General features: G+C 56.9%; 13 protein-coding genes and 1 riboswitch. Of the genes, 7 read left to right on the top strand and 6 right to left on the bottom strand.

All coding sequences use genetic code 11. The features are described 5' to 3' along the window. Nucleotides 1–3: 3 nt before the first annotated feature. The 3 genes from ACQZ5Y_RS16740 to ACQZ5Y_RS16730 all read right to left on the bottom strand — a co-directional run bounded on the left by ACQZ5Y_RS16740 (nt 4) and on the right by ACQZ5Y_RS16730 (nt 4066). A complete protein-coding gene (locus ACQZ5Y_RS16740; protein WP_336509987.1) occupies nt 4–2478 on the bottom strand; it encodes a TonB-dependent siderophore receptor in 2475 nt (824 codons plus the stop codon). Nucleotides 2479–2579: 101 nt separating this feature from the next. Continuing rightward, a complete protein-coding gene (locus ACQZ5Y_RS16735) occupies nt 2580–3521 on the bottom strand; it encodes a FecR family protein (protein WP_174051438.1) in 942 nt (313 codons plus the stop codon). Between the two features lie 32 nt (nt 3522–3553). Then, nucleotides 3554–4066 (bottom strand): RNA polymerase sigma factor, encoded by a 513-nt coding sequence (locus tag ACQZ5Y_RS16730; RefSeq protein WP_003517117.1) that lies wholly within the window; start codon nt 4064–4066, stop codon nt 3554–3556. Between the two features lie 614 nt (nt 4067–4680). Here ACQZ5Y_RS16730 and ACQZ5Y_RS16725 point away from each other — a divergent pair. From ACQZ5Y_RS16725 to ACQZ5Y_RS16695, 7 genes are all read left to right on the top strand, one after another. Continuing rightward, on the top strand, nt 4681–6135 hold the full coding sequence (locus ACQZ5Y_RS16725; RefSeq protein WP_112155170.1) for an HlyD family secretion protein: 1455 nt from the start codon (nt 4681–4683) through the stop codon (nt 6133–6135). A 138-nt stretch (nt 6136–6273) separates the two neighbouring features. Beyond that, on the top strand, nt 6274–8241 hold the full coding sequence (locus ACQZ5Y_RS16720) for a glycosyltransferase family 2 protein (RefSeq protein ID WP_174051440.1): 1968 nt from the start codon (nt 6274–6276) through the stop codon (nt 8239–8241). Nucleotides 8242–8333: 92 nt separating this feature from the next. Continuing rightward, nucleotides 8334–9614, top strand: coding sequence for a hypothetical protein (locus ACQZ5Y_RS16715; protein WP_174051442.1), 1281 nt, complete (start codon nt 8334–8336; stop codon nt 9612–9614). A gap of 449 nt (nt 9615–10063) precedes the next feature. Further along, on the top strand, nt 10064–10249 hold the full coding sequence (locus tag ACQZ5Y_RS16710) for a hypothetical protein (RefSeq protein WP_174051444.1): 186 nt from the start codon (nt 10064–10066) through the stop codon (nt 10247–10249). A gap of 142 nt (nt 10250–10391) precedes the next feature. Next, nucleotides 10392–10604: riboswitch (cobalamin riboswitch) on the top strand. Between the two features lie 103 nt (nt 10605–10707). After that, nucleotides 10708–11685: a DUF1852 domain-containing protein gene (locus ACQZ5Y_RS16705; RefSeq protein ID WP_174051446.1), complete on the top strand. Its 978-nt coding sequence runs from the start codon at nt 10708–10710 to the stop codon at nt 11683–11685. A 24-nt stretch (nt 11686–11709) separates the two neighbouring features. Then, complete coding sequence (locus ACQZ5Y_RS16700; protein WP_174060397.1) at nt 11710–12738, top strand: methionine synthase; 1029 nt, start codon at nt 11710–11712, stop codon at nt 12736–12738. Between the two features lie 663 nt (nt 12739–13401). Next, the gene (locus ACQZ5Y_RS16695) at nt 13402–13956 is read left to right on the top strand and encodes a peroxiredoxin (RefSeq protein ID WP_003517097.1); all 555 of its coding nucleotides are present in this window, start codon (nt 13402–13404) and stop codon (nt 13954–13956) included. On the opposite strand, the gene ACQZ5Y_RS16690 is transcribed toward ACQZ5Y_RS16695, so the two are convergent. From ACQZ5Y_RS16690 to ACQZ5Y_RS16680, 3 genes are read right to left on the bottom strand one after another with little or no spacing between them, the layout of a single operon-like run. Further along, nucleotides 13946–14731 (bottom strand): SDR family oxidoreductase, encoded by a 786-nt coding sequence (locus ACQZ5Y_RS16690; protein ID WP_003517095.1) that lies wholly within the window; start codon nt 14729–14731, stop codon nt 13946–13948. The genes ACQZ5Y_RS16695 and ACQZ5Y_RS16690 overlap by 11 nt on opposite strands. A 23-nt stretch (nt 14732–14754) precedes the next feature. After that, nucleotides 14755–15714 carry a sugar-binding transcriptional regulator gene (locus ACQZ5Y_RS16685; RefSeq protein ID WP_013637520.1) on the bottom strand — a complete coding sequence of 320 codons (960 nt, stop codon included), beginning with the start codon at nt 15712–15714 and terminating at the stop codon, nt 14755–14757. Nucleotides 15715–15734: 20 nt separating this feature from the next. After that, nucleotides 15735–17204, bottom strand: a complete 1470-nt coding sequence (locus ACQZ5Y_RS16680) for an FGGY family carbohydrate kinase (protein ID WP_065662772.1) — start codon at nt 17202–17204, stop codon at nt 15735–15737. Nucleotides 17205–17253: the final 49 nt, after the last annotated feature.

Genomic DNA, 17253 nt, shown 5'->3' with positions numbered 1-17253 from the left:
ATCCTACCAGCTATACTTGAGAGTAGCGTAGACGGTGCGACCCTCGCCCCAATAGCATCCCGTTGCAGCAATGCAGGTCGAGACATACTTGCGGTCGAATATGTTGCTGACATTCAGCGACGCCTTCAAACCTTCCAGCTTCGGGTCTGCCTTGCCGAAATCGTAGCGAACGGCAGCATCAAATACGGTGTATGAGGGGATGTCGAATTTGTTGGCATTGTCGCCAAAAGTCTGACCAGTGTAACGGGCGCCACCGCCAAAGCTCAGACCATCCCAGATGGTCGATGTCTGCAGTGTGTAGTCCAGCCAAAGCGATGCCTGCTGGCGTGGGACAAAGGCAAAGCGATTGCCCTCGTTGCTGATACCGGCAGCATTTGGATTGGCTCTGGTGATCTCGCTGTCGGTGTATGCATAAGATGCCAAGACAGAGAACGCGTCTGTGATTTCCGCCTTGCCCTCAAGTTCGACACCGCGCATCCTGACTTGGCCCGTCTGCACACTGTAGTTCGTGAATCCGGGGGTCGTATCTGGCGACAGGACATTGTCCTGTGTGAGGTGATAGGCAGAAAGGGTGACGAAGCTGTTGCTACCGTTGGGCTGGTACTTGACCCCAACCTCGAGCTGTTCACCGGTAGTAGGCTCGAAGGCGTTACCCAAACGGTCGGTGCCGCTGGCCGGATTGAAGGAGGTTGAGTAGCCGGCGTATGGCGACAAACCGTTGTCAAAATTATAGACGAGGCCGGCCCTCCAGGTAAACTTGCCGTCTCTCTGATCGACCTGATTGTCAGCGACGCTCGTCCGGGTCCTCGTATCTGTATTTGCCCAGTCGTAGCGGCCACCGAGCGAGAACACGAAATTGTTCCACTCCATCTGATCCTGAGCGTAGAGCCCGATCTGGCTGCGGTCCTGATCGATCCGTGTTGCGATCGGCGGGCGCGTGATCGCCGTTGCGCCGTAGACGGGGTCAAGTCCATTGAAGGGAGTGAAAATTGGGGAAAGCGCGGACTCTTCGTAGCGGCTGCTTTCGTAGGAATAGTCGAGGCCGAACAATGCGGTATGAGCGACGTCCCCCGTTTGGAAATTTCCGATCGCTTGATTGTCCACGGTGACGGCGCGGGCACTTTCGGGAAACGCCCAGGCATATCGGTAGAAGGCCGTGGGATTGCAGGCTGCCGGGCAATAGGGCTGAACGCGCTGAGTGTCCGTTCCGATATAGGAGTAGCGAAGGTTCTGTCTGATGGTCCAGGTGTCATCGACTTCGTGTTCAAACTCGTAACCGACAGATGCCTGGTCGCTCTTGTAGTGGTCGTAACCCGGTTCGCCTGGGAATGCACTGCGGGGCAATTCCGGATACATGCGGGTATAGAGTGTGCCGTTCGCGGGAAGCGCCGGCGCTCCGCCGCCGCCGGGAGAGTCGATGTGCTGATAGCTACCGTAAACCGTCAGTGATGTTCCCTCATCCGCCTTGAAAGTGAATGAAGGCGCAATATACCCCTTCTTCTCGCGCACATAGTCATACTGGGTATCGGTCAACCGGCCGACGCCGACGATGCGGTAGAGGAAACTGTCATCGTCATCAGCGCCACCGCCGAGATCGAATGCTGTCTGTATACGCTTATCGGTGCCGAACTGCATCTCCACTTCATTGAGAGCAGTTGCGCTCGGTCGTTTTGATACCATGTTGATCAGACCGCCGGGATCGCCCTGGCCATAGAGGACCGATGCTGGACCCTTGAGGACTTCGGCGCGCTCGAGACTGAACGGTTCGACACGTGGCTGGGCGTAGCCGCGCGATCCAAACGGTAGGCGCAGGCCATCCAGATATCGACTTGGTCGAAATCCACGTATCGTAAACCAGTCATAGCGCGAATCGTCGCCATATTGGCTGATGACGCCTGGCGTATAGCGAAGAGCCTGGGTCAGCGTGGTCGAACCTTGAGCAGCAATCTGGTCTTTCGTTACAACATTGACGGCCTGTGGAGTGTCTTTGAGTGAGGTGCCCGTCTTCGTCGCTGTGGCGCTCTGTGTGGCGACAAACCCCTCTACAGGCCCACGAGCGTTCTCTCCCTGCACAACGATGGGCTCAAGGATTGTCGCGCCAACCGCACTGGCGCTTGACGAGGAGTTTTGCGGGTTGATCAAAAGGACCGTATTTGCGGTCGTAAATCGGAAAGTCAGGCCTGTGCCCGCGAGAAGACGTCTGAGCGCGCCCTCAGCCGAGAGATTTCCGGCTGTACCGACGCTGCGCAGGTTTGCCGGTAGAGGACCGTCAAAAGCGACATCGATACCGGTCACCGATGAGAAGCGCACCAGCGCAGCCGACAGGGGCTGACCGGAGATCGCAAATTCGTAGCTCTTGGCGGTCTGAGCAACTGCTCCTGTTGACAAGACGACGGTGGTGAAACTGGCGCAGGCGGCCAACAACATTATACGGTACAGTCTCATGCGAAAGCCGCCGGCTTGGTTTTTCTGTGTCACTCGTTTTGCCCCCTGCAAACGGACCAATACCCGAGCATTTTCGGGCTTCTGAACAGGGGACGTTTCAGCTTGGAAAAAACCTCGGTCGATTTTTTGATTTTTTATTGCGGATAGATCAACGTGAGCAAAGGCGAGTAGCTCGCAATACGGATAGGCAGGCCGTGCTCCAGACTTTCCAGTATCCGACCGGCCCTGCGCACGTCCACGATGATGCTGATCGGCCGGCGGGCCAGGGCTCTGTCCATGACAATCATCTTGCCGTAGCGCCATTTTGACAGGGCAGCAACGACATCCTCGAACGGAGCCGAGATGAAAACGAGCCTTCCGCTTCGCCACGAAAGTCTCGTCTCAATATCCGTCTGTGATGGCACCGACAGTTTGTCATTGGCGAAAAGCACGGACTGCCCCTCCTGGACGATCCGCTCTTGGCTCAACGATGAGACCTTTACCGTGTGTTCTGCAACCGCAACGACGATACCTTCCTCATGCATCCCAACGGAAAACTGAGTGCCAAGCGCTAAAGCTCTAAGGTCCCTACAATCAACAGAGAACGGTCGAGCAGCGTCCCGAGCGACCGTGAAAAACGCTTCGCCTTGTTGTAAAATGACGTGTCGCTGGCCCGCCGTGAAATGTAACGATATGGCGCTCGCCGTCGACAGTTCGGCAACCGATCCGTCGGGCAAGGAAAAGCGCGCGGTCTCTCCGACACCCGTCCGGTAATCTGTTTGCTGCCTTAAATATGCGTGCGTCCCAAGCCCGGCGGCGGTCAGGATAGCAAGTGCACCGCCGGATTTGAGGATTTTTCGCCGTCTGACAGATGCAGGGCTTGATACCTCTGGCAGGGCCGAGGCTCCAAGCCACAAACGCTCCAGTTCGGCATAGGCTCTCGCATGGGCCGGGCTTTGTTCGAGCCAAACCCTGAAATTGGCACGGTCGAGTGGTGTCGCGCTGTCATCGAGAAGCAGCGCGAACCATTCGGCTGCACGGCGTGATATCTCTGGATCATTGTCAGGAGAGTGCTCCTGAAGGGAAAAATCCTGCATCCGCCGCCTCATTCTTAGCCGCCATGCGACTTTTAGCGCTCGTAGTTGACCTCTGCACGCAACCGCTCAAGCGCCACGACCATGTGACCAAAGACCGTTTTGGGCGATATTCCCAGTCGTTCGCCAATCTCGACATATGTCAGGCCGTCAATACGAGCGAGGATAAAAACCTGCTGGGCGCGTGCAGGCATGTGTTCCAGTGCGGCCTGAACGCGAAGCAGTTCCTGACGGCTGATGGTAGCTGCTTCCGCAGATGGTGCGGGATCACGAATGGATTCAAGGCCTTCGATCCCGTCGACAAAGGGGGCGATCTTGCGGCGGCGTTCGTGATCAAGCGCAAGATTGCGGCCAGTAATCATGAAATAGGCTGCCAGGTCGACAACATCACGTAACAGGCCCGGCCGTTCCCAAAAGCGAAGAAAAGTATCCTGAAGGAGATCGGCAGTTGTCGCCGGGCAATGGACCCGACGGTAGATGACGCGCATCAGACGAGAGCGTACGCCCATAAAGGTCTCGAGGATTTCAGGGTGTTTTGCGCTTTCCATGAAAACGCTGCTACCATTGGCTCGGAATCAAATCAAGATAAGATGAAATTTGCAATCAAGTTTTTACGCCGCCAAGCGCTTGCGTATTGCAGCTGATTTGATCGGCTCGCCATTGATGCTTGCGATGCCCAGCAGCAATCTGCTCTTCGCAGAGCCTTCGCCGTACCCGGCGAAGGCGGAACCGACGCCATGCCGAATGTCACAGCTTGGCGTGTTGCCAGGACCAGATCTTGTTCCGACCTCTTTTTGGCTACCGCGAATACTGACCTGTGGACGCCGGCCTATCGAAAGTTAGATATAGAAAACCAGACTCGTGCCCCTGCCTTGGGCAAGCGGATGCTTCTATAGGTTGCAACCTGGGCGGCCGGGTGAGAGCCCGCATAATAACCAGATGCCATTTAAAAGGCACAGCTGATACGAAACGATTGAAATTTAGCTCTCTAGTTTTTCGTGGACGAGTTTTTGCGATTTCAACGCTAGCAGATGCCTATGATTTAGGCGATATCGAAAAATTTATTAATGCAATCTTAACGATGTTGCGTCGCAAAAAAACTTAGTGAACTATTTTAATACTGCGGGAGGAAAGGCTGTTCAACAAAACAGGAGTTGATATCATGCTGTTCCGCAATAGAGACAAAGAAGTGCGCCAAAGTGCGTCGGTGAAGCTGGCCTCCTATACTGTCCTTGGCGTTGTCGCCACGGTGTTTTCATCTTCTGTGTTTCCGCCGGTCTTCACATCCCAGACGAACCGCGCCCTCATCAATGCACCAGTCATTCCGCTGACGACACCGATCAGCGGTGTGGTAAAGATATCCGACAAGAACGGTAAGGCTGCTATTGAAAACGACAAGGTCGACAATACCACGCTCATCGGCCTGAAGGTGCAATTGGCAGCACTCGATAATGAACTTCGCCAGAAGAACGGAATTATTGGCGACTATGCCAGCCGCATCGACGATTTGAACAGGGATCTTGCCAGTCAGCAGACGGCGTTACTGCAAAGAACCGAGTCTGACCTACAGGCAGCCAATGCAGCCTTGCAGATGGTGACCTATTCGACCCGAATTGCAAAAGCGGAAGCCACGCGAAAACAGAAGCTGATGGCGAAGGGGATGTATTCTGGAATCGGAGAGGATATAGCGGACACAATACAACTTGAAGATACAAAGCTTCAAGCTGCCAAAGTCGCCGTTGACAAACTCACCAAGGAAATGAACTTCGCGCGCCAAGGCATCTATATCGGCTCCGATTTGCAATCGCTGCAAAATCTTCAGCAGGAAATTCGCACACGGTCCGCAGATCTGCTGCAGATCCGGATGCAGATGACCACCATGCAGACGCGCAAAAGCGAGCTCGAAACGCTGGCATCGGCGGAGAGCGCACGTATTGAAAGGCTGACCCGCGCCGATCTTTCCATTCCACCGGGCACAACGCTCTACAAGCCCGTGGCTGCGACCGGCCGTGAAGTGGTTGCAGGCGACACGCTGGCGGAGGCGCTTGACTGCCGCAACGCTTTCGTCGTGGCGATTTTTTCAGAGCGTCAGGCACAGGCGCTTTCCGTCGGTTCTCGGGTGAAGGTGAGTTCCGATGCCTGGGCGGAAGAATCCGATGGGGTGGTGGAGCGCCTGGTGCCGCGTACTACCGAACGTGTCGACCTCGATTATGCCGTGCCCTTTCCACCAACAGAGCGGCGAGAGCTCTACGCCTATATTCGCATGGACAGCAGGGCACAGGAAAAATTGACCGAGAACGGCGCCTGTTCGGTCGGCACGTGGGTAAGTGTGAGCCTGCCGCGCGAGTGGCTCGGCAAAACCCGGAACTATGTGCATGAAGCATCCGCCAGCCTGTTCCAGTTTGCAAAGACCTCCGTCAGCCAATTGCCGGATGTCAGGCAGGCCGCATGGGCACTGATCGAAACGTCGCGTGATACGCTATCCGCACACACTGGTATCGAGTGGCCACAACAGCGGCCGGACGTGCCTGGCCGGGCACATCAGCCCGATATCATCACCCAGCACCCTTTCGGCAATACGGATGCCACCGGAAAGGCACCGCGCACCCAATCCTGACACCCGCATGGATTGGACGGGCCCCTGCGGGAGTGCGTTGCAAACCCGCAGGGCGACCCACCACCTGTTTAAGACACTCGAAGCAACCTCATTCACGCGCGGCGTGCCGCGCGCCTGACCAACCATGAGGATAAGTCGATGTATTTCAGCCCTGATGGCGATGTTCAGTCGGTACTCTACGTCAATCTTGTCATTGCCCTTTGCGCGATCCTGTTTACCATACTGGCCGACCCGCGCAGGGTCCTGGACCGGTTGGTCTTCAGTGCGATTATGCTGCTGTCTCTTGGCCTTTACATATTTTGGCGCGCCACCGATACGCTGCCACCCTTCGAGCTTTCTCTGGAGACTGCCTGGAATTACATTTATTTCACCTTCGAGCTGATCTCCGTTCTTTACGCCATCGGCTCGATCCTGATCCTGACGAGGCGGACGGACTGGACTTTCCTGGCTGATAGAGGGGAAGCCGCGATTGCAACTAATCCCGATGCGCCACTCGTTGACGTCTTTATCTGCACCTACAACGAACCTTTGAACGTCCTTGAGAAGTCGGTTATCGCGGCCCAGGCCATGCAATATCCGCAGCTGCGTGTTTTTGTCTGCGACGACACGCGCAGGCCGGAAGTGCGGGACTATTGCGAGACGGTCGGCGTCAATTATGTGACGCGCCCGGACAATAGACATGCCAAGGCGGGAAATCTGAACAATGCACTTGAACACACCAATGCGCTGCCACAGGTTTCCGATTTCATCATGGTTCTGGATGCGGACTTCGCGCCACAGGCCAACTTCCTTCGTCGCGTAACCGGTCTTTTCGCCGATCCCAAGGTAGCGGTTGTGCAGACACCGCAATTTTACTTTAATTGCGACCCAATCCAGCACAACCTCGGCATCCGCAATTCCTTCGTCGATGATCAACGTGTATTCTTTGATGTATTCCAGCCGGCCAAGGACGCGGTCGGTTGCGCTTTCTGCGTCGGGACGAGTTTTGTCGTGCGGCGTGCGGCGGTCAACGAGCTCGGCGGGTTTCCGCATGATGCACTTTCCGAAGATATGCTGCTGACCTACCGCCTGATGGAGCGAGGTTACGTCACACGCTGGCTCAACGAAAAACTCAGTGTCGGTCTATCGGCTGAGGGCCTGCCAGAATATATCACGCAACGCACGCGGTGGTGCCTGGGCACCATTCAGATCGGCCTTCTGCGGACGGGACCATTGTGGCGTGGCAAGTTCACGCTGACACAAAGGCTGCATTATCTGCACGGGCTGTTTTGCTGGCTGTCGAAGCCTTTCATTCTCTGCCTGTTGCTGGCACCATCGATCTACTGGCTGACAGGCGTTTCCGCCCTTCAGGCCGACGAGCTGATGTTCATGAAATTTGGACTGTCGTCACTGGCTTTGTTTTGGGCCTACTCCACCTGGATATCGGGAAAACGCACCCTACCGCTGTTCACCGAAGTGACGCATGCGTTGACCGCTGTTCCCATCACCATCACCTTGTTTCAGGCTATGCGCAAACCCTTCGGACGTCCCTTTAAAGTCACGGAGAAAGGTGGTGACCGGTCACAGGTGCGCATTCACGGGCCCACAGCGCTATTTTTCGCAATCGTCACCGTCACCTCCGCGGTTTCAGTTCTGCTCGCCGTTTACGCATGGGACGCCCCTGTAGAATTTTCGGCGCGAGATTGTCTCAACCTGATCTGGTCGGCGGTCGCCATGGTGATTGCCTTCACCAGCCTCATCTGCTGCATTGAATTACCACGTGTCGACAAGGAAGAGCCGATCGGCGTGGATCTCGAAGGCCGATTGCGGTGCGCAAGCGAGGTGAAGGCGGTACGGATCGTGGCGCTTTCGACCGAAACCGCGACCCTGGAAGATTGCAACCGGTCTTATGCCGAGGCAGAGTCCCTGTATGTGCCCGAGGTGGGCTGGCTGCAGATCGATGCAACGAAGGTGTCGCAAACGCCCGGCAAATTCACTCTCACCCCCACTGCCGACCAGCATCGTGCAATCTTGAGGCTGCTTTTCCGCAATGCGCCCGAAAATGTCGCGGAACAGGGCGACCTCTTGAAGTCCATGCAGATGTTACTCGCAAGGGCCTTCAGCTAAGACAATTCGCGCCAAACCCGGGACCGTGCTCGACGTAAACCGCAAGCTAGAGGCGGGCTTGTTTGGAAGAGCGCCTACCAAACGGAAAACTCATGTCTGTCAAATCGATCGTCGCGACAGTTCTCATGACCTGCTTCACAACAGGAGTGGTCGCTGCTGGCGATGGGCGCACCGGTTCCGGATCAGTTCGCGACCGCCTTGCTGTGAGCTTGTGTGCGGGTCTCGTTGGGAAGATGGACAAATCCACCACCCCCTTCATATTTCGGAGCTTTGAGCCTGCACCAGGCGGCAAAGCGCTTGATCCCGCTCTTTCAAATGCGGGTTTCACCTATGACAATGCCTTGGCGACGATTGCCCTTTTTTCCTGTGGCAACGACGCCGAAGCAAAAAGGGTTGCCGATGCGCTGCTGCTCGCCGTCAACAACGATCGCTATTACAGCGATGGCCGCCTGCGCAACGCCTACCGTTCCGGCCCCGTTGCGAACGAAAATGATGCTATGCTTTTGCCCGGTTTCTGGAGTGAGGCCAGCAAGACGTGGGTCGAGGATGACTATCAGGTCGGCAGCGCAACGGGCAACCTGGCCTGGGCGGCACTTGCGCTTCTCACTGCCAGTGAACGATTAAGCAATCCGTCCTATGTGCAGGCAGCGACCAAACTCATGCGCTGGATCGATGCGCATACGGCGGGCGTCCGCGATATCGGCTACACAGGTGGCACATTCGGTCATGAGCCTGCACCGGCCAAACTCGAGTGGAAATCGACGGAACATAATCTCGATGTGTATGCCGTTGCGGGTTGGCTCGCCGAAATTGAGGGAGCGCGCGCCTGGCAGGCGATGCGGGACAAAACACGCAAATTTCTTGATGCGATGTGGAATGAGCAGCAGGGACGGTTTTACGTCGGCAGCCTACCCGGAAGCGACACACCCAACTCGAGCCAGTCCGGAATAGATTCCGAGCTCTGGCCCATTCTCGCCGTGCCGGAGTTTCGGGGCCGCAGTGGGCGTGTTCTGCATTGGGTTGATCGGCATTATGCGGTTGCGGGAGGTTTTGATTTTAACGACGATCAGGATGGTGTGTGGCTGGAAGGTACGGCCCAGGCCGCGCTGGCATTTCAGCAGGTCGGCGATGCCGAGCGGGCCGAGGCGCTGCTTGCCACCATCGCCGCACAAATATCTCCCGATAACCTGATCTACGCGACAGTCGGGGACGAACTGACGACCGGGCTGATGATCGGGCCGACCTCGACATTTGCCGACTTCAAATATTTCAGGTTGCCGCATGTCGGGGCCACTGCCTGGGCAATCCTTGCAGCGAAAGGCTGGAACCCTTTTCTTAGAAAAAGCAGTTGTATTCGTCTTTGTGAGGGATAATCGTCCGTTTCGGCGGCAGCAGAAGGATATTGCTCCAGGCCGTTGCGCCGGAGATTGAAAACTGGGACGCATGACGCTGCTGAAAGCGGCGAAAAGCGTAAAACCGCAACGTTGACTGCCGACTGGCAGTTCCAGTGGTTAAAGCCTAACGGTACGATCAACGAAGCCGAATACCGCCCACTGCCAGACCTGTCAGATGCCCGGTGCGGATCGGAACTTCCTGTGCACCTTCAACGACATGCGGCGGTCCGAAGGACCGAGCACAGATTCGGCGATGCTGTCGCGGATACGCGTCCGTGATGTTATCGGCCCGCTATTTAAGGGTGCTTGCCTTCGCTCATTCGCTATTTAATTCAAACGCCGATCCCTTAAATAGCGCTGCGCCGGCACAGTAGGGCATGTCCGAATAGCATCCCAACCTCCAGCGGGGCCGCTTCGTTGAAACGCCTGTGGCAGCCGAAATCATGCGCGCCTCCGGTTTCACCAGGCTGCTCCCGCGCCAGGAACTGTTCGTGGTGTGGTCTGATCCTTTCAACTGCGTGGCGCGAGACGTCTACTATTTCCCGGAAGCTGTCATCACGCATGCTTACCTGCGCTTGTCGGAATTGAACCGACAGTCGACGATTCATCTTTAGTTTGCCACGGCTAGGTCCGCGTATGTGAGAATCGCCTGACAACGCCGAATGCAACCTACTCGGTCGGAACCGACAATGGAAACGTAGACTTAAGGACATAAAGATATCGTTATATGATGTTGACCGATGACGTGGCTTACAATATGGTCGTCACGCCTAAGGTTCCCCAGTCGTTGCACGCAACGTGCCGGGGCTAAGAGGGAAGTCGGTGCTCCGTGTCATGCGGAAAAGCCGACGCTGCCCCCGCAACTGTAAGCGGCGAGCTGAAGTCCAATATGTCACTGGTTTACCCCGGGAAGACGGACGGAAGTGATGATCCGTGAGCCAGGAGACCTGCCTTTGGTGAAATAACGTCCACGGGCGGGGTGTCCCAGTGTGCCGTAGCAAAGGCTGCATTGTCGCGGCCCGTCTTGCTATGCGTCCGCAGACCCATGCCCCCAACTTTATAGGGGCACAACATGTCTCAGACCTGCATTTTTACGATCACGAGCGTACCCTTCGATGAGGACTATCGTCCTTCAGAACATACGCGCATCACCACCAATTTCGCCAATCTGGCCAGGGGCGAAACGCGGCAGGAAAACCTGCGCAATGTCATGCGCATGATCGACAGCCGCTTCAACGCCCTCGCTCACTGGGATAATCCCAAATCGGACCGATACTCGGTCGAGTTGGAGATCATTTCGGTCGATATGAGCTTCGATGTCGCAGGTGAAAAATTTCCCCTCATCGAGATACTGAAGACGACGATCATCGATCACAAATCCAGTGAACGTATCGACGGCATTGTGGGGAATAACTTCTCCTCCTATGTGCGAGACTACGACTTCAGCATTGTGCTGCCGGAGCATAACAAGAGCGTTCCTGCCTTCAGCATTCCGGCCGACTTCGGCGACCTGCATGGAAACCTGTTCAAGTCTTTTCTGCGGTCGGATGCCTACCGCTCGTACTTTCGCAAGACGCCGGTCATTTGCATCAGCGCCTCGACCAGCAAGACCTATTACCGGACCGAAAATCATCACCCCGTCATGGGCGTCGAATACCGGCAGAATGGGTTCTCGTCCACCGACCAGTATTTCGGGAAAATGGGATTGCAGGTTCGCTACTTCATGCCTGCAGGCAGCGTTGCGCCGTTGGCCTTCTACTTTGTTGGGGACTTGCTGGGCGACTACTCCAATATTGAGCTAATCGGCGTCATCAGCACGATGGAAACGTTTCAGAGAATTTATCGCCCCGAAATCTACAATGCGAACGCAGCAGCCGGGACATTTTACCAGCCCAACCTGAAGCACCAGGACTATTCGCTGACCCGGGTCATTTACGATCGCGACGAACGAAATCGCTTGGCGGTGGATCAGGGTAAGTTCACCGAAAAACACTTCATCAAGCCATACCGCGCCGTCCTTGAGCAATTGTTTGCTCACCGCCCCGCCTGAGCATCACTTAGAAGAGGTCCCATCGTGAAGAAACTTCTCCCCACATCGACCGCTGGCAGCCTGCCGAAACCCTCCTGGCTTGCGCAGCCCGAAAAACTATGGTCGCCCTGGAAGCTGGAGGGCAAGGAATTACTGGAAGGCAAGAGAGACGCCCTGCGCCTTTCACTGGACGATCAGCAACGTGCCGGCATCGACATCGTCAGTGATGGCGAGCAAACACGCCAACATTTCGTCACGACTTTCATCGAGCACCTCGACGGGGTCGATTTTGCAAAACGCGAGACAGTCAGAATTCGCGATCGCTACGATGCGAGTGTCCCGACAGTCGTCGGCGCCGTGTCTCGCCAGAAGTCCGTGTTCGTCGAAGACGCCAAGTTTTTGCGCCAGCAGACCAAACAACCCATCAAATGGGCTTTGCCGGGTCCGATGACGATGATCGATACTCTCTTTGATGGCCATTATAAGAGCCGTGAAAAGCTTGCCTGGGAATTTGCCGTGATACTTAACGAGGAAGCAAAGGAATTGGAGGCTGCCGGCGTCGATGTCATCCAGTTCGACGAACCTGCGTTCAACGTTTTCTTTGACGATGTGAATGACTGGGGTGTCGCCACTTTGGACAGGGCAATTGAAGGGCTGAAGTGCGAGACCGCCGTCCATATCTGCTATGGTTACGGCATAAAGGCCAATACGGATTGGAAAAAGACACTCGGGTCAGAATGGCGGCAGTATGAGGAAACTCTCCCCAAGCTGCAGAAATCCGGCATCGGTATGATCTCCCTCGAATGCCACAATTCTCATGTCCCAATGGATCTTCTGGAACTTGTTCGAGGTAAGAAAGTGATGGTCGGGGCCATCGATGTGGCAAGCAATACCATCGAAACCCCGGAGGAAGTCGCTGCAACGCTGCGAAAGGCGCTTAAGTTTGTTGACGCGGATCAACTTTGCCCCTGCACCGATTGCGGCATGGCCCCCCTGTCTCGTCGTGTGGCAAGAGACAAGCTGAATTCCTTGAGCGCAGGAGCTGAGATCGTCCGAAGAGAGCTCACTGTTTAGTTTTTTGATAGTCTGCACCTGCGGATGGCTGCCGTTCGCCGCCACCGCGCCCATCGCGACACACGCTGGGAGACTTACGAATGGCTATAAGGTCACGGCGCGGATCATCCTGACAGCTTCGACGGATGTCCGCCTCTTGGCGCAAAGCTGCCAAGACCGCCTGTTCTCTAAAAATCGGCCCTGTTTCTGCTGAGTGTCTGCGCCAAACGTCTCGGTTGGAAGACATTTATTCCAACGCCACCGACGTCTTCGTGACTTTTGCCAAACAGAACAACTTCCCAGACGCCGAAAATTTCGGGAGCACGACGGCCGCTAAGATCGCCGAAAAAAGTGGATCTCAGTCAGCAGGACGTATTTGCCGAGAGCAGCAATTGCCTTTTGGAAATGGGGACAGTGGTGGCCACCCGGTAGCAGCGATCCCAAGACGAAGAAGCCGTTGCCCCAGAACATCGCTTCAGCGAAAATTCCAAATCGATACTATCGGTCAGAGACTTGGCAATCGGTGACTTTGTCAAATCGAATGAAGGTGTGGCGTTCGTATTCCATCAAGGCTGACGGCGCGAATCGCTATGGCAGCTTTGCACCTGCGCACAAGACATTGCGGTAGTATGAAAATCGGCTAACTTCGCAACGTCGACAGACAGGAAGAGCAACGAGGTGGCAATGATTGAACCCGGCGGGGATGAGCAATTAGTTACCCCACGTGACGACGGAGCAGCCAGGCATTTACCCGGGATGGAGTTGCCTGGCATTTGTTTGGCTGCGACGGATGGCACGACCGTCGATCTGCGTGAGCCGGGGTTAACCGTGGTCTATGCTTACCCCCGGACAAGCCCGCCCGGAGGAAAGGCGATTGACGGATGGGACGCAATACCCGGCGCGAGGGGATGTACACCACAGTCCTGTGCCTTTCGTGATCATTTCGCTGAACTGAAGGCATTGGGAGCAACGCGTCTGTTTGGCCTTTCTACGCAGACCACGGAGTATCAGCGAGAGGCAGCAGAGCGGCTTCACCTGCCGTTTCCTCTGCTTTCCGATCATTCACTCCTTCTGGTGTCAGCCCTTCGCCTTCCAACTTTCCAGGCTGGAGGCCTGACACTGCTCAAGAGGCTCACGATGATTATCGAAACGGGCGTTATCAAGCATGTCTTTTACCCGGTCCATCCGCCAGAGAAGAACGCAGATGCCGTCATCGATTGGTTGAGTGCTACGACATGATCAGCCCGCCATCGACATTAATTGTCTGGCCGGTGATGTAGGCCGCATCCTCGGAGGCGAGAAACGCCACCAAGGCTGCCACTTCGGCTGGTGTTCCTGCGCGGCGCATTGGAATGTTGCGCACCCATTCGGCCATGAGTTCGCCGGGCTTGTAGTCACCGAGCATCTGGCCCCAGACGCGGTCGTTATAATCCCACATTTCGGTGTGGATGATGCCGGGGCAAATGGCGTTGACGGTGATGCCTTCGGGCGCCAGTTCCTTGGCCAGACTTTGCGTGAGGCCGACGACGCCGAATTTTGAAGCGGCGTAGTGGGGGGTATAGATAAAACCCTGGCGGGCCTGGCCGGAGGCGGTGTTAACCAAGCGGCCCTTGGTGCCACTTGCGCGGAAGCGGCGGATCGCCTCCTGGCAGCACAGGAACGCGCCCTTGGTGTTGACATCGAGGTTGAAATCCCACTGTTCCTGCGTCAGCTCCTCGATCTTGGAGATGGTGATGACGCCGGCGTTCTGGACGGAGATGGAAAGGGGACCGATTGCCTCTTCGGCCGCGCCATAGGCCTCGCGCACCGCCGCCGCATCCCGCACATCGAGGATCACGCCATGGGTGACTGAGCCGGTTTCGTCCGCCAGCTTTTTGGCGGCGTCATTGGTGTCCTTGTCGACAGAGGCGATGGCGACTTTCGCGCCTTCCTCGGCAAAACGGCGGGCGATGCCGTAACCGATGCCCTTGTTGCCTCCGGTCACGAATACGGATTGACCTTCAAAGCGCCTCATGTCTCCTCCTTATGGGATAACGGCTATGTTTCTGTGCCGACCAGTCGTTCGGCGGTGAATTTGTCGGTGACAAGGACATCGATCACGCCGGTTCTGAGCGCACCGGCGATCGCCTCGGTTTTTTTCGAGCCGCCGGCGAGTGCAATGACGCGGTCGACATTGGAGAGGTTCTCCAGCGGAAGGCCTATGACCCGGTCATCGAGCGGTGTCTTGACGGGCTTGCCGTCCTTGTCGAAGAACCTGAGCGAAATATCGCCCACGGCGCCCGCCTGTGCGAGATCGGCAAGCTCCTTGGCGGAAAAGATATTGCCCGAGCGGGCAAGAAGCTCTGATGGCTCGACGGCACCGACACCGACGATTGCGAGCGTGATCGAACCGAAAAGATCAATTGTTTCGCGCACGAAGGGATCGGCCAGCATCAAAAGCTTGGCCTCGCGAGAGGTGGCGACGCCGGGGACCGGCAGCAATTTCGGTTCGGCCTCCGTCAGCCGCGCCAGCCGGGTGGTGATCTGGGTCGCGTGCGTCTGCACGGAAGGATCGCCCATGCCGCCCAGCGTCTGGACGATGTAACGCGCTTTGGCGCCCTTCAGCGGATGGATGTTTTCCACCATTTTGAAGATCGTCTGGCTCCAGCTGGAAACGCCGATGATCTCGTTTTGCGACAGCGTCACTTCGAGAAAATGCGCGGCAGCCTCGCCGATGCGGGCCATGATCGCGCCGTCGCGATCCTCGCTGCAATCGACGACAATGGCTTCCGGCAGGTCGAAGCGTTCGCGAAGCTGTGCTTCAAGATCGCTATAGGTACCGGGCGGCGGAATGATGCTGGTGCGCACGATACCTTCCGTTTCGGCACGCTTCAGCATGCGCGACACGGTGGCCTGCGAAAGATTGAGATGTTCGGCAATCTCCGCCTGCCGCCTGTGCTCGCTGAAATACATCTGCGCCACGCGGGATATCATCCGAAGTTCGTTGATCCTGCCCATAAGCCCTCCAGGGTGAATTTTTATTCACCCTTACCCGACGTCACAGGTAACGTCGAGCGCGCAATCGCGTCGCGCCAGACGGCAAGCCGTTGCCTGCCGTCACCGGACGAAGGCGCGATGGCGTTGCCGTGACTGTTGAGCGCGGCGATGGCGTCGAGATCGCTCCATAGACCGAGGGCGAGGCCGGCAAGATAGGCCGCGCCAAGCGCGGAGGCTTCCGGCGCGTCACGCTGGATGACGGGGTGGTCCAGCATGTCGGCGACGCATTGCATGAGGAAACGGTTCTGGCTCGGCCCGCCATCCACGAACAGCTGTCCGAAGCCGGAGGGCGACTGCGCGCGCATGGTCGAGAAGACGTCATAAACCTGAAAGGCGATGGAATCGGTAACGGCGCGGGCCATCTGCGCGCGACTTGTGCTGAAATTGATCTGCGAAAATAGCGCGCGGCAATTGGAATCCCAATAGGGCGCGCCGAGGCCGACAAAGGCCGGGACGAAACCGGGGCCATCTGGTTCAGCGGTCGCGGCAAGCTCCACAAGAGATGCGACATCTGGCAGGCCGAGAATGTCCGTCATCCACGGCAGGGAGGCGGCAGAAACAAGAATATTGCCCTCGAAGGCGAAAGTCGGCTTGCCGTTAATCCTCCAGGCAACAGTCGTGGTGATGCCGCGCTCTGGCGCGATGAAATGCGGCAGCGTCGTCATCACCGATGAGCCGGTGCCGAACGTCACCTTGCCGTCACCGGGATTGAAGGCGCCGTGGCCGAAGAGGGCGGCGTGGCTGTCGCCGACGGCAGCCAGAATAGGCGTGCCGTCCTTGATGCCGGGAACACCTGATGTCACGCCGAAGTCGCCGCTGCTGTCGCGCGGGTCGGGCAGGGCGTTGATGTCGATGCCAAAAAGGTCACAAAGCTCTTCGCTCCACACCTGCCGCTTGAGATCGAGCACCTGGCTTCGGGCCGCGTTGGAGGCGTCGCAGGCATGCACCTTGCCGCCGGTCAGGCAGTGGATCAGCCAGCTATCGATGGTGCCGAGGCGAAGGCTGCGGCCCTTCGGCGCACGCTCCAACAGCCAGCGCATCTTGGCGCCGGGAAACATCGGGTCAATAGGCAGGCCGGTTAGCGCCATGACACGTTCGGAATGGCCCTTGCCGATGAGATCGGTGCATTCCTGCGCAGTGCGGCGGCATTGCCAGCTCAAGACCGGACCGAGCGGCTCGCCGGTTTCACCGTCCCAGATCGTCACCGATTCGCGCTGGTTGGAAATGGCGATGGCTTCAATGCTGACGGCGGAGGGTGCCGAAGACAGGCAGGCGGAAATCGCTTCGCGCACCGACGCCCAGATACGGTTCGGATCCTGCTCCACCCAGCCGGGCTGTGGATAGGTGATGCCGACCGGCGATGAACCGCGCGCCAGCAATTCTCCTGTTTCAGAAACGAGAATGGCCTTGGAATTGGTGGTGCCCTGATCAATGGACAGAATGGCGCGCATCACTTGAGTTCTTTCGTCGGCAGTTTTTTCGTTTCAGCCTTGCGGTGAT

The organism is Agrobacterium sp. A3-95 (assembly GCF_053521785.1).
This window is presented reverse-complemented; position numbering and strand designations above follow the sequence as displayed.